We start from the raw sequence: 24,400 nt of genomic DNA on the forward strand, positions 1-24,400 counted from the left end.
GAGATGCAACGATGAGCACCCTTCCGCAACCCAGGCGCGTTTGGCCACGATGGTGGCGCCGCTCGCAGATCGCAGCGCGACGAGCGAACCTGTTCGGCGTGATGGTAGTCGTTTCGGTCATCGCCTTCCTCGTCATGACGACCGTCACGTTCGTGGCTTTGTTCACGAACGGCAGCGGCGGCGAGTTCCTGTCGTCGAACATGACCGCAACGCTGCTGGTTGGCACGCTGGTTCCGGCGCTGGCGCTGCTGGTCCTTTTGGGTCGCTGGATGGCGCTGCGCCGGGCGGCTCAGACGATTGGCGGCAACGGCCAGATGCATGTCCGGCTGGTGTTTATATTCTCCGTCATCGCGGCGGTGCCGACATTGCTGGTGGTGGTCTTCGCCTCGTACCTCTTCCAATCGGGCGTGGAGTTCTGGTTCTCGGACAATTCACGCGGTCTTTTGGAGAATGCCAACAAGCTGGCGCGCGGCTACTACGAACAGGCCCAGCGTGATGTCAGTCAGGAATCGTTGGCCATGGCGAGCGACTTGCGGGGCTATTTGACCCAGGAGTCAATCGCCGCCGCCGGATTTCCCGAGTTCCTGTCCTATCAGGTCCGTACGCGCAAGCTTGACGAGTCGGCCATCCTCCAGAAGGTGGGGGGCAATCAGCTGCGGGTAGCGGCCATCGTCGACCCGACCGGAGACAACGAGGCCGCTGCGATCAAGCCGGCAATGGTCAGCAAGATCGATGCGGGCGAGCCCTTCGTAGTACAGGCGAGCGCCAACCGGATCGTGGCGTTGACCCCAATCGATCGTGCGACCGGCATCTATCTCTACACGTCGCGAAGTTCGGATCTACTCGCCTTCAGCCAAGGCCAGCGGGCCGAAAACATCGTCCGTGGCTATGAAATGCTGACGAGCAGGGCGCGGCTTTACCAGTTACGCTTCAACGTCGCCCTATTCATTGCGTCGCTGGCGCTCGTCGGCCTCTCGGTATGGTTCGCCCTTCGCTTTGCCGATCGCCAGGTAAAACCACTGTACGAGTTGGTGGACGCGGCGCGCAGGGTCGGTAGCGGCAACTTCTCCCTCCGCGTCGAGGGCCGCACCGGAGCCGACGAGATGGGCTTGCTGAACCGCGCCTTCAACCGAATGACCGCGCAGATCGAGAAGCAGACCCAGGCGCTGCTGGGCGCGAACGTGCAGCTTCAGGAACGCCGCGCATTCATCGAAGCCGTGCTCGAATCTGTTACATCGGGGATCATCTCGATCGATGATGCCGGCTCGGTCAAGCTGATGAACAGTACTGCGCACAAGCTGCTTCTGGAGCGCGCGATTCCGGGGCCGGTCGGCTTGCCGTTGAGTGAGATCGCGCCACAGATCGCCACGATGGTCGACAGCGGCAAGCCGAGCGGCGTGGTGCAATACAACAAGAATGGCGAGTTGCTGACACTCGCGGTCAAGGTCGCGCGCGACGCGACCGGGCAGGTCATCACCTTCGAGGACATCACCCGTCAGCTGCTGGATCAACGTCAGGCAGCCTGGTCCGACGTCGCCCGCCGTATCGCCCACGAAATCAAGAACCCCCTGACGCCGATCCAGTTGGCGACGGAACGGCTCAGCCGGCGTTACCGCAAGCAGATCACCCAGGATCCCGAACTGTTCGAGGATCTGACCCGCACGATCATTCGCCAGGTCGGCGAACTGCGCAAGATGGTGGACGAGTTCTCCTCGTTCGCGCGCCTGCCCAAGCCGATCTTCCGGCCCGAAGATCCCATCGAGCTCACACGCCAGGCATTGTTCCTGCAAGAAGTCGCGCGTCCCGACATAGCGTTCGAATTCGACAGCAAGGGCGATGTGCGCACCATCGCCTGCGACCGCCACCAGTTCGGTCAGGCCATGACCAATGTTCTCAAGAACGCGGTCGAAGCGATCGAAGCCAAGATCAAGGACGCGGGCGATGGCTACGTCGGCAAGGTAGCAGTATGCATCGAGGCACAGGATAACGCTCTGCTGGTCCGCATAACCGACAATGGTATCGGTCTGCCGCAGGACCGTGACCGCATCATCGAACCCTATGTCACCACGCGCGAGAAAGGGACCGGCCTCGGCCTCGCCATCGTCAACAAGATCGTCGAAGAGCATGGCGGCGAAATGGCGTTCATGCCTGCGCAAGGCGGTGGCACCACAGTAACCATGCGGTTCGCCGCAGATCCTCTCGCCCATGGCCGCAACTTCGAAGCGGCCGAATAGAACAGCAGGATGAACAAGACGCGATGCCCATCGATATCCTGATCGTCGACGACGAACGAGACATCCGCGAACTGGTTGCCGGCGTGCTGAGCGACGAAGGCTATGAATGCCGTACCGCTGGCGATAGCGACAGCGCACTGGCAGCGCTCGATACGCGCAGGCCATCGCTTGTGCTTCTTGACGTATGGCTGCACGGAAGCGCGATGGATGGCCTGGAAGTGCTGGACGCGATCAAGGCCAGAGAGCCCGAGTTGCCGGTCATCATCTTCTCCGGTCACGGAAACATCGATACCGCGGTCGCGGCGATCAGCCGTGGGGCCGTCGACTTCATCGAGAAGCCGTTTGAAGCCGAGAAGCTGATCCATCTGGTCTCCCGGGCCACCGAGACGGAACGACTGCGTCGCGAAAATGCGCAGCTTCGCCATGACTTCTCGAATGCCGAGGAGTTCACCGGCAACAGCAGCGCGATCAACCAGGTGCGTGCAACGCTGAAACGCGTAGCCAACACCGGCAGCCGCCTGCTCATAACCGGGCCGGCGGGCGCCGGGAAGGAGGTCGCAGCAAGGCTTCTGCACTCCTGGAGCGCACGATCGGACCAAGCTTTCATCTGCGTCAACTCCGCGCGGATCACGCCCGAACGCTTCGAACAGGAGCTTTTTGGCGAGGAAGTGGAAGGCAGCCTGCTTCGTCCGGGCTTGCTGGAGGCGGCGGATGGCGGCACGCTCTACTTCGACGAAATAGCCGATATGCCGCTATCGACTCAGGCTCGTATCCTCAGGGTGCTCACCGACCAGGCCTTCGTGCGCGTCGGGGGCACCAGGCAAATCCGGGTCGACGTGCGCGTGGTATCGTCGACCTCGCGTGATCTCGAGAAGGAGATCGCGGAACGACGTTTTAGGGAAGATCTGTTCTATCGCCTCAATGTTGTACCGGTCATCGTGCCGGCGCTCCGCGATCGACGAGAGGATATCCCGCCGCTTATCGACCACTTTTTCACGCGGTTCGCCAGCGAGCAGGGTGTGGATGCACCCGAAGTAGGAGCCGATGCCATGGCTGCGCTGCAAGCTTATGAATGGCCCGGCAACGTTCGCCAATTGCGTAACGTCGTGGAGCGTACCGTGATCATGACGCCGCGCGATCGCTTGCAGCAGATCGAGGCCGACATGCTGCCGCCCGAAATCTTCAACAGCCGTGGCGATGGCGATGCGCATGCCTCGGTGATGATGAGCGCTCCACTGCGCGAGGCCCGTGAAAGCTTCGAGCGCGAATATCTACGCGTCCAGATAAGGCGGTTCTCCGGCAATATCTCCCGCACTGCGTCATTCATCGGCATGGAGCGCTCGGCCTTGCATCGCAAGCTGAAGCTGCTGGGGATGTCCGAACGCAAGGATTCCGAGCTTGAGGGCGAAGAGGGATAGTAGCGCCAGAACTTTCGCGTTTACTGCGCTGCAGCAAAACACTAGACTAGCAGCCTAACGGCCGGGCCAGAGGACCCGACCAGATTGTGGACCGTAAAAGCGGCCGCCAACAAAAAGGAGACTCGCAATGAGTGGACGAACGCTTTCGGCCCGTCCCAAACCGGCGGCCGATCCGGTTACAACGCCTGTGGCAGAGGCTCCCGTGCCTGCCTCGTCGCCCGCTACCGGCAAGGGCCAGAACCTTCAGGACCAGTTTCTCAATCTTCTGCGGAAGAACAAGACGCCGGTCACCATGTTCCTCGTCAAGGGCGTGAAGCTCCAGGGCATCGTCACTTGGTTCGACAATTTCTCGATACTCTTGCGTCGAGACGGGCAGTCTCAGCTCGTGTACAAGCATGCCATTTCCACGATCATGCCGAGCATGCCGGTGGACGCTCGCCAATTCGGGCTAGGCGCAGAAAGCTCCAAGAAAGTGCGTCTGCTGCAGGACGTGTTTCTGTCCAGCGTGCGCAGCGCCGGGGTGCAGGTGACGATGTTCCTGGTCAATGGCGTCATGCTTCAGGGCCGGATTGCAGCGTATGATCTCTTTTGTATGCTGCTCGAGCGTGAAGGCTACGTACAGCTGGCATATAAGCATGCGGTTTCGACGATTCAGCCCGTAACGCCGGTGGACCTGCAATCGCACGATGAGGATGATGACTGATTTTAATGGCAAAATTTGACCTGATCGCATCAGGGAACGTCGTTTGAACGAGGAATTGCAGGGCGAAGTTTCTCGGGGTGTCCGAGCGCTCGTCGTGTATCCTCAACTGCGAACGAACCGCAGTCAGGATGTCGACGCTCGGCTCGAAGAGGGAAGGGGGCTCGCGCTCGCGATCGGGCTCGTGGTCGCCGATGCCTTCGCGATTTCTATCCGCGAGCCTCGCGCCGCCACGCTGTTCGGTGAAGGACAGATTCAGAACATCGGCGCCGCGTGCGAGCAGTCCCATGCGGAGCTGGTGGTGGTCGATGGCTCGCTGACGGCGATCCAGCAGCGCAATCTGGAAGAAAAGCTCAAGCGAAAGGTCATCGACCGCACCGGGCTGATCCTTGAGATTTTCGGCGAACGGGCAGCAACTGCCGAAGGGCGTTTGCAAGTCGAGCTTGCGCACCTCGATTATCAGGCCGGGCGCCTCGTCCGAAGCTGGACCCATCTCGAACGGCAGCGCGGTGGTTTCGGATTCTTGGGCGGCCCAGGCGAAACCCAGATCGAGGCAGATCGACGGCTGATCCGAGACCGGATGGCACGTATCCGTCGCGAGTTGGAGCAAGTCCGACGAACGCGTGGCTTGCACCGCGATCGACGCGAGAAAGCACCTTGGCCGGTCGTCGCGTTGGTCGGCTATACCAACGCGGGCAAGTCGACGCTGTTCAATCGGCTGACCGGGGCGGACGTCATGGCCGAGGACCTGCTGTTCGCAACTCTTGACCCAACCATGCGGGCGATCCGATTGCCGGGGCTCGACAAGGCGATCTTGTCTGACACGGTGGGCTTCATCTCGGATTTGCCGACGCAGCTTGTCGCCGCGTTTCGTGCGACGCTTGAGGAGGTGACCGCTGCCGACCTGATCCTGCACGTTCGCGATATCGCGAGTGCCGAAACCGAGGGGCAAAAACGCCAGGTGCTGGCCGTGCTCGAAGATCTCGGCGTCATCCCGGAGGAGGGGGGGGAGTCCACGATCCCCATTCTCGAAGTCTGGAACAAATGGGATCTTCTGGAAGGATCGGAAGCCGACGACCTCAAGGCTTTCGTCACCGAGCGCGAAGATGAGAGTGTGGCGATGATATCGGCGCTGACAGGCGAGGGCTGCGACAAGCTGCGCGCTGCCATAGGGGAACATCTTACTGTCGGTGCCAAGCTGTATACCTTCCTGCTGCCGGCACAGGATGGCGAACGACTGGCGTTCCTTCATGCGCGGGGCAAGATCATATCAGAGCAAGTCGAGGAAGACCGAGAGAGTGGCCCGATGGTGCGCCTTCAGGTCAAGCTTAGCGAACGCGAACTAGGCCGCTTCGCTGCCCTCTGATGCTTTCGCTCGGCGCCAGAGCTCTTCTTGTTGGTCGAGTGTCAGATCGGCAAAGACCTTCCCGGACAGGATTGCCTGTCGCTCCATAGATCGAAACCGGCGATCGAACTTCGAATTGGCAGCTCGAAGGGCATCCTCGGGCGCTATGCCGTGCGCGCGGACCACATTTACGGCCGCGAACAGAAGATCGCCAGCTTCGAAAAGTCGCTCTTCATCGTTCGTTGCTTGGGCCAGCTCCTCGATTTCCTCCAGCACCTTGGCTGTTGGGCCAGAAGGATCAGGCCAATCGAAGCCGACGCGCGCGGCACGCTTCTGAAGTTTCTCGGCACGGATCAAGGCTGGCAGAGCCAGGGCTATGCCATCAAGCGCGCTTTGGGCGCCTGCGGTTGCTCGCTCGCTCTCCTTGATCGCCTCCCAGCGTTCGGGTTGAGAACTTCCCGACGTATCGCTTCCGAAGATGTGAGGATGACGATTTTCAAGCTTATCGGCGATAGCGGCAGCCACATCGTCGAAGGAAAAACGACCGCTCTCTTCAGCGATCCGAGCATGGAAGACGACTTGAAGGAGGAGGTCGCCAAGTTCGCTACGCAGATCGGCTAAGTCGCTACGGTCAATCGCGTCAGCTACCTCGTACGCTTCCTCGATCGTATAAGGCGCGATCGAGGCGAATGTCTGCGCCCGATCCCATTCGCAACCGAGCACCGGATCGCGAAGCAACGCCATTATTGCGAGCAGGCGATCCAACTGAACATGCGCCATCCTAAAGGACCAATCCAAAATTGATAATATATATTATGTTAAATAGAGGGCGTGGTCCTTGATATTATCGGGGGACATCCGCGCCAAAGTTCGCAAAAGCAAAAATCATCGTCATGATGATAACCACCCAAACCAATGCCATCCAAAGCATCTGCTTCGCCGGTAAATTGCGCCATCGCAGCCTGCGCAACGCGAGAAACAACGCCGCTGCAATGCCGACGAGAGCTACAGCAAGATCTGCGCTCAAGCGATGACCTCAAGCCCGTCGTAGCCGACCATGACATGGTCCGGAACTTCGTTGCTCAAGGTGGCAAAATCCATGCTTTTATCCAGGTGCGTCAGCACGGCACGACCGACCCCTGCTGCTGCCACCAGTTCAAGAGCCATTCCAAGATGCGCGTGAGTCGGGTGCGGTTCGCGGCGCAGGCAGTCGACCACCAGGATGTCACAGCCGAGCATGAGGTCAACCATGCCCCGGGTTATCTCGCTGAAATCAGTCGCATAGCCGATAGTCTTGCCATCACAATCAAAGCGATAAGCGGTCGATTGTGCGGGACCATGCGGCATTTGGCAGCTTGCCACACCAAAACCCTCGCAAATCCGCAGGTTCTTGAGATCATCAAGCCCGACGATCGTCGGATAGCCAAACTGCCCGGCGAATACGTAACCGAAGCGCTGGCGCAACCTGTGAACCGTCTCGGACGCAGCATAGCCGGGAATGGGGCCGCCGCGCCCATATCGCAGGGGGCGCAGATCATCGAGGCCATGGCAGTGATCGGCGTGATCGTGGGTCCAGAACACAGCATCAATGCGTGTTATCGTGCGATCGAGCAGCTGGCTCCGCAAGTCTGGTGGCGTGTCGACCAGCAGGCGCTTGCCGGCATCGTTCTCGACGACGATCGCCACACGGCTGCGGCGGTTGCGTGGCTCCTTGGGGTCACACAGCCCCCAGTCGATGCCCTGCTCGCCACCAAGCCGTGGCACGCCCGTCGACGTTCCGCTCCCAAGAAGAGTTACCTTCATGTGGCAGTTCCGGCCGACTGGGCCTTGGTGAAGAGCGCGTAGAAGTTTCTTGTCGTCGTTTGCGCCAAAGCTTCGAAAGTGGTTCCTCGAAGCTGAGCGACATGGCGGGCGGTGTCTGCCGTATAGGCCGGCTCACACGTCCGCCCTCGATGGGGGACAGGGGCCAGAAACGGTGCGTCGGTTTCTACGAGCAGCCGATCTTCGGGAACCGTCGCCGCAAACGCCTGCAAGTCCTTTGCGTTCTTGAAAGTGACGATGCCGGACAGCGAGATTGTGAGCCCCTGTTCGATCATGCGTGCGCCGAAACCTGCCGATGCGGTGAAGCAATGGATCAAGGCAGGGAATGCCCCCTTCCCCATCTCGTCCTCGATGATGGCTGCCGTGTCTTCTTCCGCATCGCGTGTGTGTATGATGATCGGCAGGCCGGTCATGCGGCTTACGGCGATATGGGTGCGGAACAGGGCCTGCTGCACCTGACGATCGGACTTGTCGTAATAATAATCGAGCCCCGTCTCTCCGATCGCAATGACTTTCGGATGGTCTGCCGCCTCAAGCAGCGCGGCTTCACCCATATCCGCATGGGCATCGGCTTCGTGGGGGTGAATCCCGACACTTGCCCAAACGTCCGATTCGCGGCTGGCGGTCGCGATCACGGCGTTCCACTCGCTTTGGCGGGTCGAGATATTGAGGAACCCCGTGATACCGGCCTGCCTTGCTCGGGTAAGAACGGCGACCTGATCTTCGACAAGGCCTTCATACTGGAGATGACAGTGAGAATCGACCAACATCAGAAACTTACCGGATCGGTCGCGGGAACTTCGAGCCGCGGGAACACGCCTACGGGTTGATCGATGCGAAACTCGCGTGCGATGAGAGCTTCGATCCAATCGGTTTTGGCTAAGGCCGCGTAATCCCGAGCATCCTTGGCGATGCCAATCTGGTCGAGAAGTGTGTCGATCGCGGTTGGAACCACCGGTCGCACTGCGATCGCGAGGCGGCGCACACACTTCAGCAGCGTCATCAGCACCGCTTCCATGCGCAGTGGATCGGTCTTTCGCAACGTCCAAGGCGCCTGCTCGTCGACGTATTGATTGCAGGCGAAGACGGCACGCATCCAGGCATCCAGGCCATCGCTGAAGTTCAAATCCAGAAAACCACGCCGCAGGTCCTTGATACCCAGCGCAACCGCTTCCCCAAGCGCCTCATCCGCCGGGGCGAGTTGATGGCCGATGGTCAAGACGCCGCCCATGTTCTTGTAGATCATCGATAACGTCCGCTGCGCGAAGTTACCGAAACTATTGGCAAGTTCGGCGTTCGCGCGTGTGACGATGGCTTCAGCGGAATAGCTGCCGTCCTGTCCGAAAGCGACCTCGCGCAAGAAGAAGTAGCGCAGGGTGTCCACGCCAAACTGATCCGCCAGGGCCAGTGGGTCGGTGACGTTGCCCAGCGACTTCGATTCCTTTTGTCCGCGATTGAGAAGGAATCCGTGGCCAAACACCTGCTTGGGCAGCGGCAGCGCGGCACTCATCAAAAAAGCAGGCCAATAGACGGCGTGAAAGCGCACGATGTCCTTGCCGATCAAATGCAGATCGGCAGGCCACCATCTCGAGACGTCACCACCTTCGTCGGGAAAGCCGAGGCCGGTAAGATAGTTGGTAAGTGCATCTACCCACACATACATGACGTGACCATCGCTGCCCGGAACCGGAACGCCCCAATCGAAACTGGTCCGCGAAACAGAGAGATCACGCAGTCCGCCCTCCACGAACCGCATCACCTCATTGCGGCGACTTTCAGGTCGAATGAAGTCGCTGTTCTGGTAGAGGTCCAGCAACCGGTCCTGATACTTCGACAGCCGGAAAAACCAGCTTTCCTCTACCGTCCACTCGACCGGAGTACCCTGCGGCGAAAGCTTTTCACCGCTGTCGCAAACCTCAAGCTCACTTTCGTCGTAGTAGGCTTCATCCCGGATCGAATACCAGCCTTCATAGCGATCGAGGTAGAGGTCGCCGGCTGCTTCCATCCTTCGCCACAGCTCTTGGGTCGCGGCATGGTGGCGCGGCTCGGTCGTGCGTATGAAGACGTCATAACCGACATTAAGCGCATCGCACATTTCACGAAAGTAGCCTGACATCTCCGCGGCAAGCGCTGCAGGAGTCGTCTCGAGCTCACGAGCCTTCTGCGCCATTTTCAGGCCATGCTCGTCAGTTCCTGTCTGAAATCGCACATCGAAGCCCTCGGCCTTGCGATGGCGCGCAATCACATCGGCAGCGACTGCCTCGTAGGCGTGCCCGATATGCGGACGACCGTTGGGGTAGCTGATCGCGGTGGTTATATAATAGGGCTCGGCCATGCGGCGTCGCGGCTCTTTCTGCTGTCAGGTCGGGCGAGCCGCATCTCTAGGCATCGCCGCCGATGCCAGCAAGCCGCCAATCTCCAATATAAGCAACCCGGAGTCGAAATTGTATGTCGGGGCCATGCTCGACAGCTTCATCAGACCGGCATGGGCTTCGATCACCGGGCCCTGTGCCGGGCCTGAAGCGAGGACCAGGTGGTTCGCCAAAGCCGAACGCGCCAGTTCCAAAACCGCCAATTGTCGGGCTCGCGAAGGCCGCACCCCCATCGCCTCGGCCAAAGCGCCGCGAAGCCGAACATCGCCATCACCTTCACGCAGGATGCGCTGCATGAACTGGTAAATCTGTGCAAGGTCATGCTCGACGACCGCCAAGGCCACACCAGGGGAGCCATCCGCGGCAGCGATTGCCGCATCGATCAACGTACCGCTTGCTTGTGGATGATCGCGACGAACCACGGCGCCGAGATCCTCGCTGGATAACGTCGCAAAGCGCAGCACGCGGCATCGCGACCGGACCGTGGGCAGCAGCCGTCCGGGCTGGTGTGTCACCAGCAGGAAGAAGGTGCCTGTCGGCGGCTCCTCCAGCACCTTGAGCAGCGCATTGACGGCGCCTTTCTCCAGGTCATCGGCGGGATCGATCACGATCGCGCGACGAGATCCCATCGTCGGCTTGGTGGACAGCCGTCGTATGATGCCTCGCACCTGATCGACGGAGATGTTCCGCTTGGGCTGAAAGGGCTTACCCTCAGCCTGCTTCTTGGCTTCATCGTCGTTTGCGGGAAGATGGGTGAGGATATGAATATCGGGGTGGGTAGCGGGATCGGGCGAAACTGCTGCTCCATAGCGTACCAGTTCGGCGGCAGCGGCGCGCGCGAAGCCCCCCTTCCCCAGGCCTTTAGGTCCGGCCAGCAGCCAGGCATGGTGCATACGATCGGACCCGACGGCAGTCATCCACTCGCGCCAGGCACCTTCTTGCCCGATAAAGGCGGGCTCGGTCACAACATGGCCCGGATCGCCTGCATCACGCTCTCATGCGTTGCGGCGGGTGAGTCATCTCCATTGACCTCGGTGAATCGCAGCCGATCATTGGCTGCGAGGCGGGCGAACGCTTGAGCGACCCTTGCGTGATACTGCGGCGGGCGCGAGCCGATGCGATCGCTGTTCAGGCCATCGCGCGCACGGAGCCGTTTTTCCGCCACATGCGGATCGACGCTGATCAGCACCGTGAGATCGGGCAGCAGCCCCTCGCTGCCGATCCTATGCAGTTCGAGAAGATCAGCATCGCTGAGGCCGCCGCCGCCGCCCTGGTAAGCGCGACTGGAGTCCACGAACCGATCACAGACAACCCATTTGCCTGCCGCCAGCGCCGGCCTGATGAGGCTTTCCACATGGTCGGAGCGCGCGGCCGCAAACAAGAGGGCCTCGGCTCGCGGGTTCCAGCCCGAACCCTCGTTGCTCAACAACAATGTGCGGATGGCCTCTGCTCCCGGCGTCCCACCCGGTTCGCGGGTAAGGACGACCTGAAGGCCCCGCTTCTCCAAGGACGCGGCCAGCATTCGCGCCTGGGTCGATTTACCCGCGCCTTCTCCGCCCTCAAGCGCGATGAACTTGCCAGCGGTCATGAGAAGATGTTCATCAATCCGTTGCGCAAGCGCGCCAGCACGCCCGCGACAGGGACTTCCTGTGCCGCATAGAGGGGGATGCGCGAGGATTCGACCCCATCGACCTGAACTTCGACATCGGCGATGCGTGACCCTTTGGCGATCGGTGCGACCAAAGGTCCATGATAGTGCAGCTTGAGCGAAACCCGCGCCCGACCAAACCGTGGGACGGTCGCATAGAGCGCCCGGTTGGCGATCAGGGGAACGGTCGTGCTGGACCCGTCCTGAACCTTTGCCTTCGCAACGATAGCGCCCTGTTCGAACAGAGGATAAGCACGCCACTGCCTGAAGCCCCACTCGAGCAAGGCGCGTGCGACGGCGTCACGATCGAAATGGGTGCGAGCCCCCGCCAGCACCATCACCAGGCGACGACCGTCACGTTGGGCGGAACCCAGGAAGTTATAGCCGGCCTCCCGGGTGTAGCCCGTCTTGATACCATCGGCGCCGGGAATGACCCCGACCGTCGGATCATGACTGCGCATCGAGACGTAGCCCCATTTGTACGTCTTCTGCCCGGAAAAGTGCTTGTACAGTTGCGGGTACCGCATCGTCATCGCGTCGGCCAACCGCACCAGATCACGAGCGCTGACGAACGTTAGTCCGTCGTCCATCCAGCCGTTTGGCGTGTTGTAATGGCTGTGGGTCATGCCCAGCCGTCGGGCGGCATCGTTCATCATCAGCGCCCATGTATCGACCGAGCCGGCATAGCCATGCGCCAGCACCATGGCCGCATCGTTGGCCGAGGCCGTCATGAGGCCATGAAGCAGCCCATCGGTGTCCACCACCTGATTGGGCTTTAGGTACATCGTAGTGCCCTTGGCGAACCAGTCGCGCGAGATTTCCGGCGGAACCACGAAGGTGCGATCGAGTGTTAGCCGACCGGCACCGATTTCCTCGAAAGCGACGTATGTGGACATCACCTTCGTCACCGACGCGGGTAGAAAGCTCACATCGGCGCGATGGGATACCAGCACTTCACCCGAACCGAGATCGACCAGCATGCTGACCGGCACGCGCGAAACATCGGGTGGCGCCGGTAGATCGGCGGCGGAGACGGCGGCCGGGACAGCCAGCGCGACAAGGAACGTCAGTAGCCGCTTCAAATTTCGCGATCTCCAGTCATCGCCTGGATGGCGATGGTTCCAGCGAGCGTCGCGCAAGAGATCCCGAAAGTTCAGTCGGCGCGCTGGATTCGCGCATCCCTATAGCCCGCTGCCTTGGCCTTCTCCAGCGCCGAGGCTGCCTGCGCTGTCGATGCGAACGGACCGAGGCGAACGCGCCAGAAGCGACCCGCTGCGGTCACGTTGCCACCAAGTTGCCTTGCGGCTGAATCGGCCCGATTTTTTGTCGAAAAGGCGGCAACCTGCACAGCCTGACCACCTTTGAGGGCCTGCTGCGCCTTGTCGGAAGTCGTCCTGCTTGAACGAGCGGAAGAGGCCATAACTGGCTTTTCAGCGGCCGTCTTGACAGGTGCCTTGGCGCCTTCGGGTAACCTTGTCGACAATGGAGGATTTCTCGCGGGCGCAATGGACGCACGACCGGCTTCGATGGCCACGCTCGTCGGCATGGCCGGGGGCACGGAAGGGGGCGGCATCAAGGGCGATTGCTCGGCAAGCTTGCGGCGCAGCACTTTCAGCAGCGACTCCGGGGTATCCATTCGCATCGGCGCGGCGACGCTTCCGCGCAGCGCCGCCCGCTCGACCTCGGGTGGGTTGACGCGACGAACTCGCACTGGCGCGCGATTTGCCGTTGCAAGGCCCAGTTGCGTTCTCGCCTCTGGCGACAAGGCTATCAGCGTATCGTTGTCCTGTGGCCCGCGGGCAACGATGCGAACCAGGATGGTGTGTCCCGTATCAAGCGCGGTTACTTCGGCGTAGCTGGGAACAGGCAAGGTCTTATGAGCGGCTGCGACGCCGACCACATTGGAAACGATGCCCGTATAGCCTACCGCATCGTAGTTCAGCTGATCGGACGGCGTCCACGTGGTCGAACCGATCGTGTAGGGCTCACCCACCACGACAGGATAATCCGCTGCCGGACCCGAAGGCACTGCCGGGGTGCTGACGGCCGGACGGCCCTGCGCATGGCCGGAAACAAGCAGGAGGACAGACGCCGCGATCGGCGCGGTGAGGTTAACGGGCAATCTCATCGGCAAGCAATCCCACGGACAATGCGTAGTAGTTCGAGCAATTGTACTGAAGGATGACCCGATAATTCCCGGTTAACAGATAAGCCGGCGTGCCCGGCCCATCGGGTTGGAAGAAGGACGCGAGGACCTGATCCCCAATCGGCGACAAGGGCGCCACGCCCAGACGCCGCCACTCGGCAACCGTGAGCCAACGCGAGTGCCTGGCATGCACGCGATCGCACGTCGGCGCGGCCAATCGCGATGACGTCCCGCCAGCTGCAAATCTGGAAGACACCGTGGCACGAACGCCCCACGGTTGCCCCGGACGCCAGCCGGAATCCCGAAAGTAGTTGGCGATCGATGCGAGCGTATCGGCATCGTTGTTCCAGATATCTGCATCGCCATCGCCGTCCCCGTCGGTAGCGAGCCGCAGATAGACACTTGGCAGGAATTGCGGATTGCCGAAGGCGCCGGCCCAGCTGCCTTTGAGACGGCTGGGCGGCACGCCGCGATCCACCATCTTGAGCAAAGCGACCAGCTCGTTTTCGAACAAGGACCGGCGCCGCCCTTCCCAGGCCAGCGTCGCAAGCGATCGAGCAAGATCGAAGTCGCCTGTGTAGCTGCCAAAGTTGGTCTCGTGTCCCCAGATGCCGAGCAGCACCGGACCGGGAACGCCATAACGCCTTTCGATCCGCGACAGCAATGCACTGTCCTGGCTGTAACGGGCGGCACCGCGACCGATCCGTGCCGCATCCACATGCGTCGCGATGTACGGGGCGGTGGGAGGCGGAGCGGCGCGGCTCGCGGGTTGCGAGGAATCGAGCGCGATCACGCGCTGGTTCGGGGTCAGGCCGGTGAGCATGCGGCTGATCGTTGCATCGCTGACGCCTTCGCGGCGGGCGCGCGATCCCACTTGGCCCAGATAATCCTCAAAACTTTGCCCGCTGGTCTGCGCCTCGACGGCGGGGAGCGGGATGCCGGCCAGAAGCAGGCACACAAGACCTTGGCGAAGCAGGCGAAGCGGATACGGGCGTTTCATTCCATGCTGGTTCGCACATCAAGGGCGCCAAGGGAATGCCCGCCGTCGTCGGGTCATCGTTGCCCTGCAACTCGTCCCCGGCACAATGCCGCACTAGAAAGGCGATTACGACACTGGCTTGCACCGCGGCCGCAATCGGCTATGCGCTCGCTAAGCGGGACAGGTGGCAGAGTGGTCGATTGCTCCGGTCTTGAAAACCGGCGTGGGTGAAAGCTCACCGTGGGTTCGAATCCCACCCTGTCCGCCACTCCGATCGACCTTGCCGACCGCCTTCTACCTTGTAGAAAAATCTCGCCTCGCTTTAGCTTCGTTATGCCAAGGCGCGGGTTTGACTTGCGAGAACCGCTATATTTCTGGCAACCTCTGTGTTCTTGCTGGATTTAGACCCGAAGCGCGAATGCCGTGGGATCAAGCTCAAGAAGAGGAAACGCCAATGACAACCCGTACACGTGAAGAGCGAGGCGAGGAAGAAACCAAGGCGGCAACCGCCAAGGTCAAGAAGACCGGCAAGACCGCAGGCGGCGCACGTGGCGGCATTACCGCGCCAGTCACGCCTTCCCCGGAGCTGGCCGAGATCGTCGGGTCCGACAAAATCCCGCGCAGCGAGGTTGTCAAGAAGGTCTGGGAGTACATCAAGAAGCACGATCTGCAAAATCCGAAGGATAAGCGCGAGATCCTGGCTGACGATAAGCTGGAAAAGATCTTCGGCGGTAAGAAGGCCAGCATGTTCGAGATGAACAAGCATCTGGCAAAGCATCTGAAGGCTTGATCTAGCGAGAACTTAATCTCCCGCCATTTGCCGGGTAAACTGACAAATGGCGGGTAAAGGCATTGATCGATGCCGCTTCTATGCTGCGGTTGGCCATCGTCCTGATTGCAGTACGGGAAGCGCCCGAAACTCATCGGCTCCCATACTCAGACGCACATCGTCGCCGGTAAACTCGATCCGCTCACGCGGTATGGCGCGAAGCTGTTCGTCGATACCGGCGATGTTGCCAGTCGCGACGACTATGTAGTTGACCGTCCCGGTCGAGCACTCGATGAGCGCCTCGACAGCGTGTCCTAATTGTTGGCCGGCATCGTCATTGGCCGGCATTCCGCTTAACGATGTCGCGGTGAAAAGCGTCGACGTCTCCGAATTGCGGCTTGCAGCGGTGGCCGATTTGGCGCCATCTTCGTATTTCGCCTGCTTCCCCAACCAGCGCCAGATACCAACCAGATTGACGATCGTCAGAAAACCATTCGATGCGATCAGATTGGTCTGGCCGGAGGTCAGACCAATCGTGGTCCAGGCTATCGAACCAACGGTGAATACGACGAATCCCCAGCCTGTAAGGCGCGCGCCCAGGTTGGCGGCGGTCATCATCGCGGCGATCATGGTGGCTACGGGTGCGACCCACCCGGCGGCGTCCAACATGGCGAACTCCTGAAAGTGCTGTACCGGCTAGCCGGACGCGAATGTTGTCTTGGGAACGTGGGTCACCCGGCAAGCAAGATCCGCTTCCCCCGATGCCACGATGTAATGGTCGCCACCGTCGACGATGCCCGTCGTGAAGACGACATCATGGACATACATTTGGTGTTCAAGTGGGCGGGTGAGTTGCGGATCGGCTTCCAGCAACGGGGTGTGCTGCGTTCGCAACACCTTGCTGGGATCATCGCGATCCAGAAGCGACCAGTATGTGCGATATATGCCGACGATCTCGTGTGGCTCCACACCATGCCATAACGTCAGCCAGCCATCGTCGGTCAGAATCGGAGGGGCTCCTCCCCCCATTCGCGCCGTCGCGACTGTTGCGGCATGGGGCCTTATGCCCGGCTGGTCACACGGCCGCCAGAACAGTCCATCTGGCGAGTAGGCGAGGTTGATCGACGGACCCGCGCGCCATTCGCTATCGGGGGGATATGCGAAATAGAGGTCACCCAAGGGTCTGGTCTGCGCCCAGTAATGGCCATCGATCAGACCTTCGAAAACCAGCATATCCTTGTTCTGGTGATCGAGAACGATGCCATCATAAACCCAGTCCAAGCCGTTGGTGGATGTGTAGAGCGTGGTGGAGTGGCGTTCGGGGCTGACCGAGCACGTGGTCATCAGCCACCGATCGGCCACTCGGCTGATCCGCGCATCCTCGATGCCATAGCACTGAAGCGAGCGGTCTGGCGCGATTGCCTTGTCATAGTGCATCGCCACGACATCAAGGCCATCCGGGCTGAGCTCAACCGGCAGCAACCAGGATAGCGATGTCAGCGCCATCACCTTCCAAGTGCCGCCGCGAAGCATGAATTTGCGCGGATCCGCAGTGTCTGCATGCTCCAGAGACCAGGCATCCAGCACATAGCGTCCTGACGAATTGTCACCCTCGTCCCAACGGATCGCGTGGACATGCGCGTCGAAGATAGGCTTGCGCAGCGCCTCGGCCACGCGAACCATCATGAGCAGGTTTCCATTCGGCAATCGCGTCAGGCCTGGATTGAAGGCGCCCAGTACGTAGGTTTCGGCATCGAGGTGCCCGGCCAATGGAGAGCGTGACAGATCGATATCGTCAGGAACGACGACCAGCCTATCTATCACGAAGCTCATGTCCGTGCCCCTGGCTCGACCCAAATGTCCATGATCACTCGATACTCTCCAGCAGCTCTTCCGCCTTTGCGAGCCGCACATCGAGTTTCGCGTAATCCCCTCTGCTGAGAAAGCGCTTTCCGGATCTTTCGAGCAGTTCTGATGCCGCAAGCGCATTCTCGCGACCGGGCCGAGGAGTGAACGCGATCGCTGCGGGACCGGCGTCGACTCTCTCCACCCCGACGTTGCGGGCAAGCACGCGCAATCGAGCCGAAGCGAGCAAACCACGCACCTCGTCGGGCAAGGCGCCGAAGCGGTCGAGCAATTCGTCCTCGAAGCTTTCCAGACCCCCAATGTCGGGTATGCGCGCCATTCTCGCGTGCAAGGTTATACGCAGATCAAGATCGGGGATCCATGTTTCAGGCAACACGCCGGCAAGCTCTGCATGGATGGTAGGGGTCCAGTCTTCGGCATCTTCACCGCGCGCCCGCGCGATCGCTCGCTCCATGAGATGCTGGTACAGCTCAACCCCGATCAGTTTGGCATGCCCGGCTTGCTCGTCTCCCAGCAAGTCGCCGGCGCCGCGCATGTCCAGATCGCGGGCGCTGATGGCGAAGCCGGCACCCAGCCGGTCGAACGCCGCCAAGGTGTTTAGCCGCGCCAGGGTCCGCGGCGCGATCACGGCACCCGGCTCCGTAAGCAGAAGGATCTGACCACGGCGACTGCTCCGCCCCACGCGACCGCGCAGTTGGTGCAGCTGTGAAAGGCCAAATCGATCCGCTCGCCAGACGATCATCGTGTTGGCACGCGGCACGTCGAGCCCCGCCTCTATGATATTGGTCGCCAGCAGGATATCGCCTTCGCCGGCACCGAACAGCACCATGGTCTGATCGAGTTCAACGGCCGGAAGCTTTCCATGAGCCCGGGCGATGTCCAATTCGGGAACCAGCTTTGCGAGCCGATCGGCCAGCCCGTCCAGATCCTCGATCCGTGGGACAACGACGAAGCTTTGTCCGCCTCTGCTGCGTTCCCGCATCAGCGCGGCGCGCACCATTGCATCGTCGAATGCCGCGACGGTCGACCGTATCGGTTGGCGACGGGCCGGCGGCGTCGCGATCGTCGATAACTGCTGCAGGCCGACCAGTGCGCTTTGCAGGGTTCTCGGGATTGGCGTAGCACTTAGTGTGAGCAGATGATCGGCACCAAGAGCGCCAAGCTTGGCCTTGTCAACCGTTCCGAAGCGCTGTTCTTCATCGATGATCACCAAGCCCAGATCCGAGAAGACGACGTCTTTCGCCGCAACGGCGCCGGTGCCGATCACAATCGCGATGGATCCGTCGGCCAAGCCCGCCTTGACCGCCTTCTTCTCGGCCGTGCTCGACAACCGCGACAAGCCCGCGACCTTGACCCCGGTACGCGCGAACCGCTGGATGAACGTGTCCAGATGCTGCCGCGCGAGCACCGTGGTCGGCGCGGCCAGCGCGACTTGCTTTCCAGCAAAGGCCGCCAAGGCAGCCGCCCGCAATGCGACCTCCGTCTTGCCGTAACCGACATCACCGACGATCAATCGATCCATCGGGCGACCAGATGCCAGATCATGGCGCACGGCGGCGATTGCCCGCGCCTGATCCCATGTCTCGGTAAAAGGAAAGCCGTCTACGAACTTCTCGTACCTGGACGCGTCGGGCTCGATAACAGCGGCGACCTTTTCGCGTCGTTCGGCTGCCAGTTCTGTCAGTTCACGCGCTGCGATCGCCAGTGCGGCATCGACGTCAGCGCGCCGTTTCGCCCAGCTTGATCCATCCAGCTTATCCAGCTTGACCGCAGTCTCGTCCGCGCCATAGCGCCAGATGCGATTGGCTTCCGGAGCGGGCACAAGGCGCCGCGTCTCACCGGCAAACCGCAGCACGATGGCATCCAAGCTATCGGATGTCTGCTCCAGACCTTCGATCACGCACAAACCGTGATCTTCATGCACGACGACATCACCTCTTCGTAGCTCACCAAGTTGGAACGGATCCAGTTCGGCAAAGGCGCGATCGCTGTCTTCACGCTGGGCGCGACTGCCCAGAAAATCCGCGGCAGCGACCACCAGTGTGTTGCGATACCGAAAGCCTCGCTCAACCGGCATCGTGAGCCGGACGACAGACCCCGCCGGCGTGCTCATCGCCGCTGCCCAGCTGTCGACCGAGATTGAGGGGTGGCCGAGCGCTTTCTCGACGCGTGGCGTCAAAAAGCGCAGGTCGCGACGCGTACCCAAGAGCAGGATACGCCCATCGCCAAGCGCGCTCTTCGCGTCTTTCACGAAGGCACGCATCGGTCCACGTTGCTCGACGAAGCGCTGCGGGGCGCTTCCGAAACAGGCTGTCGGTTCGTGTAGATCGTGACCAGCCAAAGCCTCGTTCCACTGCTGGTCCGTGCAGATCCCGATGCAGCCATCCGTGCCGCGACGCCGCGCCGCATCCTCGGCCAACTCGATGAAAGTCTGGCGTCGCGCATCGGCGCCTTTTTCCAGCACGATGCGAGCGCCAGCAAGATGGTCGAGCAAGCTCACTCCATCATCCGCCTCCGGCTCGCGAGCACGGCCGATCTGAAGCAGATCGATATCCTGAGAAGTACGCTGTGTGATGGGGTCGAAACCCCGGATAGAGGCGATGCGCCCGTCTGCCAGTTCGATGCGGAATGGCCCACCGAGATCGGCCGGATAGATGTCGGCGACATAGCCGCGCACCGCAAACTCCCCCGGCTCGTCCACCCGCTCATCTGCGAAGTAGCCTATATCCTCGAGCGCCTCAGGTAGATCATCCAACGACAGATTATCGCCAACACGAAGGATGGGCGGCGCCTTGTCGAACCGGTCGGGTCGAGGATAGAGTTTGGCGCTGCTCTCGCCCGTGCTGATGAGCGCGATGTTCGGCCTCTTCCTGACAGCTTGCGCCGTCCGAAGATTGTAGAGCGCGTTGGTGCGCAGTCCGGCATTCGCGGGCGTTGGCGGAGCTTGATCTCCCGGAAGTGCGTCGCTGCCCGGACAGAAGAAGACGCTATGCTCGCCGCAAGCCGCGGTAAGCGCGATGGCGATGCTCCGGCCACGCGGCTCGTCTCGCGCTATGAAGATCACGTCACCGGTATCAAGCAAGTCGAGCAATATGGCGGCGATCTCGCCTGTCCCTTCTGGCAGACGAGTGTCCGTCGAACAATCCGTCGCGGGGGCAGCGATCTTGACCATTTTATTCATTCCAGCCGAACCCGGCGGAACTGATCTTGTTCCTGAATCAAAAGGGCAAATGCTCAACTAAGCGGTTGTATGAGCTAACTAAAGTTAACTAATATGCGGTGTGTTGTTTGTCGGATGTTCTCCACGGCAGGGATCTTCGGACTTGCCGGATCGACGCTCTGTCGCGGTGCGCTGGCTCGTATTTGATCGCTAGCCAAAAGAACCATCAACGCGTGGGTTGCGGTGCTAACGGCTTTGTAAAGATTGGTCGTCCAGAGGCTATCGGATGAGCAGGCGCGCATGAAACACGAATCGATCCAAGGCAGTGCGGCGATTGAACCAGGACGCGGCGCGCCACGCGCCGGGATCACTCTCGTCTGCGACGTCCGCCAGGGCACTCGCCCCTGGATTACGGCACGTCTCGACAATCTTTCACCCGGCGGCTTTCGAATCGCCCGGCTTGTGGCGGTTCGTCCGGAGCTGCCCTTACGTATCAGAATACCGGGCATCCAGATGCTGACAGCGCAAATTCGATGGGTTGAGGGCGGTGCAGTCGGTTGCGCTTTTGCCGAACCGCTGCACATCGCCGTATTCGAACATCTCGTCCACCAAGCCGGCTGAGGCCGGACGAACGAGATATATATTACATGTGGATCACGCGTCCGTAGGCGGCCAATGTCGATTCGTGCATCATCTCTGAGAGTGTCGGGTGCGGGAAGACCGCACTGATTAGCTCGGCCTCGGTGGTCTCCAGCGTCTTGCCGATCACATAGCCCTGGATCAGCTCGGTGACTTCGGCGCCAATCATGTGCGCGCCGAGCAGTTCGCCGGTCTTGGCGTTGAACACGGTCTTGATGAAGCCTTCCGCCTCGCCCAGCGCGATCGCCTTGCCGTTGCCGATGAAGGGGAAAGTACCGACCTTCAGCTCGAAACCCGCCTCCTTCGCCTTGGCCTCGGTCAGACCTACGGAGGCGATCTGCGGGTGGCAGTAAGTGCAGCCCGGGATGTTGCTGCGGTCGAGCGCGTGCGGGTGGACCTCGGTGTTGCCCAGGTCCTTCGCGATCGCCTCTGCGGCAGTGACACCTTCGTGGCTCGCCTTATGCGCCAGCCAAGGGCCTTCCACGCAGTCTCCGATCGCCCAAACGCCCTTGACGTTGGTCCGGCCCAGTTCGTCGATCTTAATGAAGAAGCGCTTGTCCGGCTCGATGTTGAGATCTTCCAGGCCGATGTTCTCAACGTTGGGAACGATGCCGATCGCGACGATGACGTGGCTGAAGTCGGTCGTCTCTTCCTTGCCTGCCTTGTCCTTGAGCGTGACCTTGACGGCGTCCGCGCCCTTCTCGATCGCGCCGACCGTCGCCTTGGTCAGGATTTTGATGCCCTGCTTGGTCAACTGCTTTTCAAGGAAGGCGGAAACGTCGGCGTCTTCGACGGGCACGATGCGGTCGGCCATTTCGACGACGGTCACATCGCTACCCATGTCATTGTAGAAGCTGGCAAACTCGATCCCGATCGCGCCTGAGCCGATGACGAGCAGCTTGGTCGGCAGTTCCCTGGGCGTCATCGCGTGGCGGTAGGTCCAGATGCGCTCGCCGTCGGACTTGGCCTTGGGCAGTTCGCGCGCGCGGGCGCCGGTCGCGATGATGATGTGCTTGGCTTCGAGCGTTTCCGCGCCCTTCTCGCTGGTAACTTCGAGCTTTCCGGGCGCAACCAGCTTGCCGGTGCCCAGGTGCACCGCGATCTTGTTCTTCTTCATCAGACCGGTGACGCCCTTGTTGAGCTGGTCGGCCACGCCGCGCGAGCGCTTGACCACCGCATCGAGATCGGCGGTGATGTTGTCTGCCGACAGGCCATAGTTCTTGGCGTTCTTCATCTGATGGAACACCTCGGCCGAGCGCAGCAGCGCCTTGGTCGGGATACAGCCCCAGTTCAGGCAGATGCCGCCAAGCCGCTCACGCTCGACGATCGCGGTCTTGAGGCCAAGCTGGGCCGCACGGATCGCCGCGACATAGCCGCCGGGGCCGGAGCCGAGAACGATGACGTCGTAGGTGTCTGCCACTAGAATCTACTCCTGCTCGATAGCGCGGGGCCGACCCGCATCGTCGATGGCGACGAACGTGAACGTCGCCTCGGTAACCTTTACTTCTTCATCCTCGGTCCGATGCCGCCGCCAAGCCTCGATCGAGATGCCGAGAGACGTGCGCCCGGCTCGTTTGAGCTCTGCGTAAACCGACACTTCGTCGCCAACCTTTACCGGCAGCAGGAACTGCATGCCGTCAAGCGCCACCGTCACCGCCCGGCCCCGCGAATATCGCGCCGCGAACAAGCCAGCGCCGGAGTCCATCAAGCTCAGCAGCCATCCGCCGAAGATGTCGCCATAGGCGTTGGTGTCTGCCGGCATGGCGGTCACACGGATGACCGGGTCCCTCTTGATGCCGGTCATCCCGGAGCGCCGGCTATGCGATCCCGGCTCAGGCGACCATTCCAAGGGGATTTTCAACGTACCGCTTGAAAGCGGTCATCAGTTGCGCGCCCGAGGCGCCGTCGACGGCGCGGTGGTCGAAACTGCCGGTGGCGGTCATCACCGTCGCTACTCCGAGCTGGCCGTCAGGCATGACCCAGGGGCGCTTTTCGCCCGCACCGATCGCCAGGATCGTCGACTGCGGCGGATTGATGACGGCGGTGAAATGCTTGATCCCCATCATACCCATGTTCGAAATCGAGGCGGTTCCGCCTTGGTACTCCTCGGGCTTGAGCTTGCCTTCCTGCGCGCGCTTGCCGAGGTCCTTCATCGACTTGGCGATATCGGAGAACGAGCGCCCGTTGGCATCCTGAACGATCGGTGTGATCAGGCCGCCGGGGATCGACACCGCCACCGACACGTCGGCACGGCTGTACTTGATCATCTCGTTGCCGGCGAAGGTCACGTTGCATTCGGGCACGTCGATCAGTGCCTTGCCCAGCGCCTTGATCAGCATGTCGTTCACCGACACCTTGATACCCTGCTTTTCCAGCGCAGCGTTAAGTTCGGAACGCATCGCCATCAGCTTGTCGAGACGGATATCCAAGGTCAGGTAGATGTGCGGCGCCTGCTGCATAGACTGCGCGAGGCGGCGCGCGATCGTCTTGCGCATGCCCGAAAGCTTCTCGACGCTGTGCGGAATGCGCGCGTCGAGCAAGCCGCGGGTCTCTTCCGCCATCGCCACGTCAGCTGGCTTGGCGGAAGCGACGGTATCGTTAGCCGCAGCTGGCTTGGCCGTTGGCGTGGCTGCCGCATCCGGCTTGGCAGAGCCGGGTTGTGCCGCCTCGATGTCGGCCTTGATGATGCGGCCATGCGGGCCGGAGCCGGTCAGGCCGGCAACGTCGACGCCCTTTTCGGCAGCGAGCCGTCGGGCAAGCGGGGATACGGCGATACGTCCCTCCTGGGATTGCGGTGAAGCTTTGGCGATGTTGGTCGTCGGCGTCGTTTCGGGTTTTGCTGAAACCGGCTCGTCTGGAACGTCAGCCGGCACCTCGGCAGGAGTCTGGGGCGCCGGGTCAGCGGGTTCGGCTTCGATCAGCGCATCCTTGGCCGGAGCCTCCGTGGGAGCTTCGACAACATCGTCGTCGTCTTCGCCCGAGATAGTGGCGATCACGGTGCCGACCTTGACGCCTTCACTTCCCTCGGCGATCAAGATCTTGCCGATCGTACCTTCGTCGACCGCCTCGAACTCCATCGTCGCCTTGTCGGTTTCGATCTCGGCCATGATGTCGCCGGACACGACCGTGTCGCCTTCCTTCACGAGCCATTTCGCCAGCTTGCCCTCTTCCATGGTGGGGGAAAGGGCGGGCATCTTGATCTCGATCGGCATGGTCGCGGCGGCTTCCTTTTGGCCTCGGGTATGGCTGGATAGTCCTTGGACAAATTGGCCGGCAGGAGCAACCCACTTGCGCGCCACATAC

22 protein-coding genes and 1 tRNA gene are annotated in these 24,400 nt (G+C 61.3%); 7 read left to right on the top strand and 16 right to left on the bottom strand.

The annotated features are described in order from the left end of the window. Window positions 1-11 precede the first annotated feature (11 nt). The 4 genes from ACXJ1Z_RS17020 to hflX all read left to right on the top strand — a co-directional run bounded on the left by ACXJ1Z_RS17020 (window position 12) and on the right by hflX (window position 5,718). On the top strand, window positions 12-2,234 hold the full coding sequence (locus ACXJ1Z_RS17020; RefSeq protein ID WP_463778279.1) for a sensor histidine kinase: 2,223 nt from the start codon (window positions 12-14) through the stop codon (window positions 2,232-2,234). Window positions 2,235-2,257: 23 nt separating this feature from the next. Continuing rightward, window positions 2,258-3,652 (top strand): nitrogen assimilation response regulator NtrX, encoded by a 1,395-nt coding sequence (gene ntrX, locus ACXJ1Z_RS17025; RefSeq protein WP_463778281.1) that lies wholly within the window; start codon window positions 2,258-2,260, stop codon window positions 3,650-3,652. Window positions 3,653-3,779: 127 nt separating this feature from the next. Further along, complete coding sequence (gene hfq / locus ACXJ1Z_RS17030) at window positions 3,780-4,355, top strand: RNA chaperone Hfq (protein WP_463778283.1); 576 nt, start codon at window positions 3,780-3,782, stop codon at window positions 4,353-4,355. 43 nt (window positions 4,356-4,398) lie between these two features. Then, window positions 4,399-5,718 carry a GTPase HflX gene (hflX, locus tag ACXJ1Z_RS17035; RefSeq protein ID WP_463778285.1) on the top strand — a complete coding sequence of 440 codons (1,320 nt, stop codon included), beginning with the start codon at window positions 4,399-4,401 and terminating at the stop codon, window positions 5,716-5,718. Here the strand turns inward: hflX and mazG are convergent. The 10 genes from mazG to ACXJ1Z_RS17085 form a co-directional block, all read right to left on the bottom strand. After that, the gene (gene mazG / locus ACXJ1Z_RS17040; protein ID WP_463778287.1) at window positions 5,695-6,477 is read right to left on the bottom strand and encodes a nucleoside triphosphate pyrophosphohydrolase; all 783 of its coding nucleotides are present in this window, start codon (window positions 6,475-6,477) and stop codon (window positions 5,695-5,697) included. The two genes, hflX and mazG, sit on opposite strands and share 24 nt — an antisense overlap. A gap of 64 nt (window positions 6,478-6,541) precedes the next feature. Further along, on the bottom strand, window positions 6,542-6,724 hold the full coding sequence (locus ACXJ1Z_RS17045; protein ID WP_463778289.1) for a hypothetical protein: 183 nt from the start codon (window positions 6,722-6,724) through the stop codon (window positions 6,542-6,544). Next, window positions 6,721-7,500: an MBL fold metallo-hydrolase gene (locus ACXJ1Z_RS17050; RefSeq protein ID WP_463778291.1), complete on the bottom strand. Its 780-nt coding sequence runs from the start codon at window positions 7,498-7,500 to the stop codon at window positions 6,721-6,723. Before ACXJ1Z_RS17050 ends, ACXJ1Z_RS17045 begins: the two co-directional genes overlap by 4 nt. Beyond that, a complete protein-coding gene (locus ACXJ1Z_RS17055; protein ID WP_463778293.1) occupies window positions 7,497-8,288 on the bottom strand; it encodes a TatD family hydrolase in 792 nt (263 codons plus the stop codon). The genes ACXJ1Z_RS17050 and ACXJ1Z_RS17055 overlap by 4 nt, the downstream gene beginning before the upstream one ends. Beyond that, complete coding sequence (gene metG / locus ACXJ1Z_RS17060) at window positions 8,288-9,853, bottom strand: methionine--tRNA ligase (RefSeq protein WP_463778294.1); 1,566 nt, start codon at window positions 9,851-9,853, stop codon at window positions 8,288-8,290. Before metG ends, ACXJ1Z_RS17055 begins: the two co-directional genes overlap by 1 nt. Before the next feature lie 24 nt (window positions 9,854-9,877). Then, a complete protein-coding gene (locus ACXJ1Z_RS17065) occupies window positions 9,878-10,855 on the bottom strand; it encodes a DNA polymerase III delta subunit-related protein (protein ID WP_463778295.1) in 978 nt (325 codons plus the stop codon). Then, window positions 10,852-11,478, bottom strand: coding sequence for a dTMP kinase (tmk, locus tag ACXJ1Z_RS17070; protein ID WP_463778296.1), 627 nt, complete (start codon window positions 11,476-11,478; stop codon window positions 10,852-10,854). The genes ACXJ1Z_RS17065 and tmk overlap by 4 nt, the downstream gene beginning before the upstream one ends. After that, a complete protein-coding gene (locus tag ACXJ1Z_RS17075; protein ID WP_463778298.1) occupies window positions 11,475-12,620 on the bottom strand; it encodes a D-alanyl-D-alanine carboxypeptidase family protein in 1,146 nt (381 codons plus the stop codon). The genes tmk and ACXJ1Z_RS17075 overlap by 4 nt, the downstream gene beginning before the upstream one ends. Before the next feature lie 71 nt (window positions 12,621-12,691). Next, complete coding sequence (locus tag ACXJ1Z_RS17080; RefSeq protein ID WP_463778300.1) at window positions 12,692-13,666, bottom strand: SPOR domain-containing protein; 975 nt, start codon at window positions 13,664-13,666, stop codon at window positions 12,692-12,694. Continuing rightward, window positions 13,650-14,684, bottom strand: a complete 1,035-nt coding sequence (locus ACXJ1Z_RS17085) for a lytic murein transglycosylase (protein ID WP_463778301.1) — start codon at window positions 14,682-14,684, stop codon at window positions 13,650-13,652. Before ACXJ1Z_RS17085 ends, ACXJ1Z_RS17080 begins: the two co-directional genes overlap by 17 nt. Window positions 14,685-14,841: 157 nt before the next feature. Here ACXJ1Z_RS17085 and ACXJ1Z_RS17090 point away from each other — a divergent pair. Together ACXJ1Z_RS17090 and ACXJ1Z_RS17095 are read left to right on the top strand one after the other, a co-directional pair. Further along, window positions 14,842-14,931 (top strand) — tRNA-Ser (locus ACXJ1Z_RS17090). Between the two features lie 12 nt (window positions 14,932-14,943). Continuing rightward, window positions 14,944-15,453, top strand: a complete 510-nt coding sequence (locus ACXJ1Z_RS17095) for an SWIB/MDM2 domain-containing protein (protein ID WP_463778303.1) — start codon at window positions 14,944-14,946, stop codon at window positions 15,451-15,453. A 78-nt stretch (window positions 15,454-15,531) separates the two neighbouring features. Here the strand turns inward: ACXJ1Z_RS17095 and ACXJ1Z_RS17100 are convergent, their stop codons facing one another. The 3 genes from ACXJ1Z_RS17100 to ACXJ1Z_RS17110 are packed head-to-tail and all read right to left on the bottom strand — an operon-like array spanning window position 15,532 to window position 20,470. After that, entirely contained in the window at window positions 15,532-16,101 is a 570-nt protein-coding gene (locus tag ACXJ1Z_RS17100) for a PRC-barrel domain containing protein (RefSeq protein WP_463778304.1), read from the bottom strand. 27 nt (window positions 16,102-16,128) lie between these two features. Continuing rightward, complete coding sequence (locus ACXJ1Z_RS17105; protein ID WP_463778306.1) at window positions 16,129-17,265, bottom strand: glycoside hydrolase family 130 protein; 1,137 nt, start codon at window positions 17,263-17,265, stop codon at window positions 16,129-16,131. A 34-nt stretch (window positions 17,266-17,299) separates the two neighbouring features. Next, window positions 17,300-20,470: a helicase-related protein gene (locus ACXJ1Z_RS17110; protein WP_463778307.1), complete on the bottom strand. Its 3,171-nt coding sequence runs from the start codon at window positions 20,468-20,470 to the stop codon at window positions 17,300-17,302. 288 nt (window positions 20,471-20,758) lie between these two features. Here ACXJ1Z_RS17110 and ACXJ1Z_RS17115 point away from each other — a divergent pair, with 288 nt between their 5' ends. Next, window positions 20,759-21,079, top strand: a complete 321-nt coding sequence (locus ACXJ1Z_RS17115) for a PilZ domain-containing protein (protein WP_463778309.1) — start codon at window positions 20,759-20,761, stop codon at window positions 21,077-21,079. 22 nt (window positions 21,080-21,101) lie between these two features. Here ACXJ1Z_RS17115 and lpdA read toward each other — a convergent pair whose 3' ends face one another. Genes lpdA through ACXJ1Z_RS17130 form a run of 3 tightly spaced genes read right to left on the bottom strand, consistent with a single transcriptional unit; the run spans window position 21,102 to window position 24,309 of the window. Further along, window positions 21,102-22,517 carry a dihydrolipoyl dehydrogenase gene (gene lpdA, locus ACXJ1Z_RS17120; protein WP_463778310.1) on the bottom strand — a complete coding sequence of 472 codons (1,416 nt, stop codon included), beginning with the start codon at window positions 22,515-22,517 and terminating at the stop codon, window positions 21,102-21,104. A 6-nt stretch (window positions 22,518-22,523) separates the two neighbouring features. Beyond that, a complete protein-coding gene (locus ACXJ1Z_RS17125) occupies window positions 22,524-22,901 on the bottom strand; it encodes an acyl-CoA thioesterase (protein ID WP_463778312.1) in 378 nt (125 codons plus the stop codon). A gap of 28 nt (window positions 22,902-22,929) precedes the next feature. Beyond that, the gene (locus ACXJ1Z_RS17130; RefSeq protein ID WP_463778313.1) at window positions 22,930-24,309 is read right to left on the bottom strand and encodes a pyruvate dehydrogenase complex dihydrolipoamide acetyltransferase; all 1,380 of its coding nucleotides are present in this window, start codon (window positions 24,307-24,309) and stop codon (window positions 22,930-22,932) included. Between the last annotated feature and the right edge of the window lie 91 nt (window positions 24,310-24,400).

Source organism: Novosphingobium sp. TK46, assembly GCF_055361525.1.

What these genes read in the sequence shown, in the direction of transcription:
- ACXJ1Z_RS17020 (WP_463778279.1), top strand. Translation starts at nt 12, where the DNA reads ATGAGCACCCTTCCGCAACCCAGGCGCGTTTGGCCACGATGGTGGCGC.
- ntrX (WP_463778281.1), top strand. Translation starts at nt 2,258, where the DNA reads ATGCCCATCGATATCCTGATCGTCGACGACGAACGAGACATCCGCGAA.
- hfq (WP_463778283.1), top strand. Translation starts at nt 3,780, where the DNA reads ATGAGTGGACGAACGCTTTCGGCCCGTCCCAAACCGGCGGCCGATCCG.
- mazG (WP_463778287.1), bottom strand. Translation starts at nt 6,477, where the DNA reads ATGGCGCATGTTCAGTTGGATCGCCTGCTCGCAATAATGGCGTTGCTT.
- ACXJ1Z_RS17050 (WP_463778291.1), bottom strand. Translation starts at nt 7,500, where the DNA reads ATGAAGGTAACTCTTCTTGGGAGCGGAACGTCGACGGGCGTGCCACGG.
- ACXJ1Z_RS17055 (WP_463778293.1), bottom strand. Translation starts at nt 8,288, where the DNA reads ATGTTGGTCGATTCTCACTGTCATCTCCAGTATGAAGGCCTTGTCGAA.
- metG (WP_463778294.1), bottom strand. Translation starts at nt 9,853, where the DNA reads ATGGCCGAGCCCTATTATATAACCACCGCGATCAGCTACCCCAACGGT.
- tmk (WP_463778296.1), bottom strand. Translation starts at nt 11,478, where the DNA reads ATGACCGCTGGCAAGTTCATCGCGCTTGAGGGCGGAGAAGGCGCGGGT.
- ACXJ1Z_RS17080 (WP_463778300.1), bottom strand. Translation starts at nt 13,666, where the DNA reads ATGAGATTGCCCGTTAACCTCACCGCGCCGATCGCGGCGTCTGTCCTC.
- ACXJ1Z_RS17085 (WP_463778301.1), bottom strand. Translation starts at nt 14,684, where the DNA reads ATGAAACGCCCGTATCCGCTTCGCCTGCTTCGCCAAGGTCTTGTGTGC.
- ACXJ1Z_RS17100 (WP_463778304.1), bottom strand. Translation starts at nt 16,101, where the DNA reads ATGTTGGACGCCGCCGGGTGGGTCGCACCCGTAGCCACCATGATCGCC.
- ACXJ1Z_RS17105 (WP_463778306.1), bottom strand. Translation starts at nt 17,265, where the DNA reads ATGAGCTTCGTGATAGATAGGCTGGTCGTCGTTCCTGACGATATCGAT.
- ACXJ1Z_RS17110 (WP_463778307.1), bottom strand. Translation starts at nt 20,470, where the DNA reads ATGGTCAAGATCGCTGCCCCCGCGACGGATTGTTCGACGGACACTCGT.
- ACXJ1Z_RS17115 (WP_463778309.1), top strand. Translation starts at nt 20,759, where the DNA reads ATGAAACACGAATCGATCCAAGGCAGTGCGGCGATTGAACCAGGACGC.
- ACXJ1Z_RS17125 (WP_463778312.1), bottom strand. Translation starts at nt 22,901, where the DNA reads ATGACCGGCATCAAGAGGGACCCGGTCATCCGTGTGACCGCCATGCCG.
- ACXJ1Z_RS17130 (WP_463778313.1), bottom strand. Translation starts at nt 24,309, where the DNA reads ATGCCGATCGAGATCAAGATGCCCGCCCTTTCCCCCACCATGGAAGAG.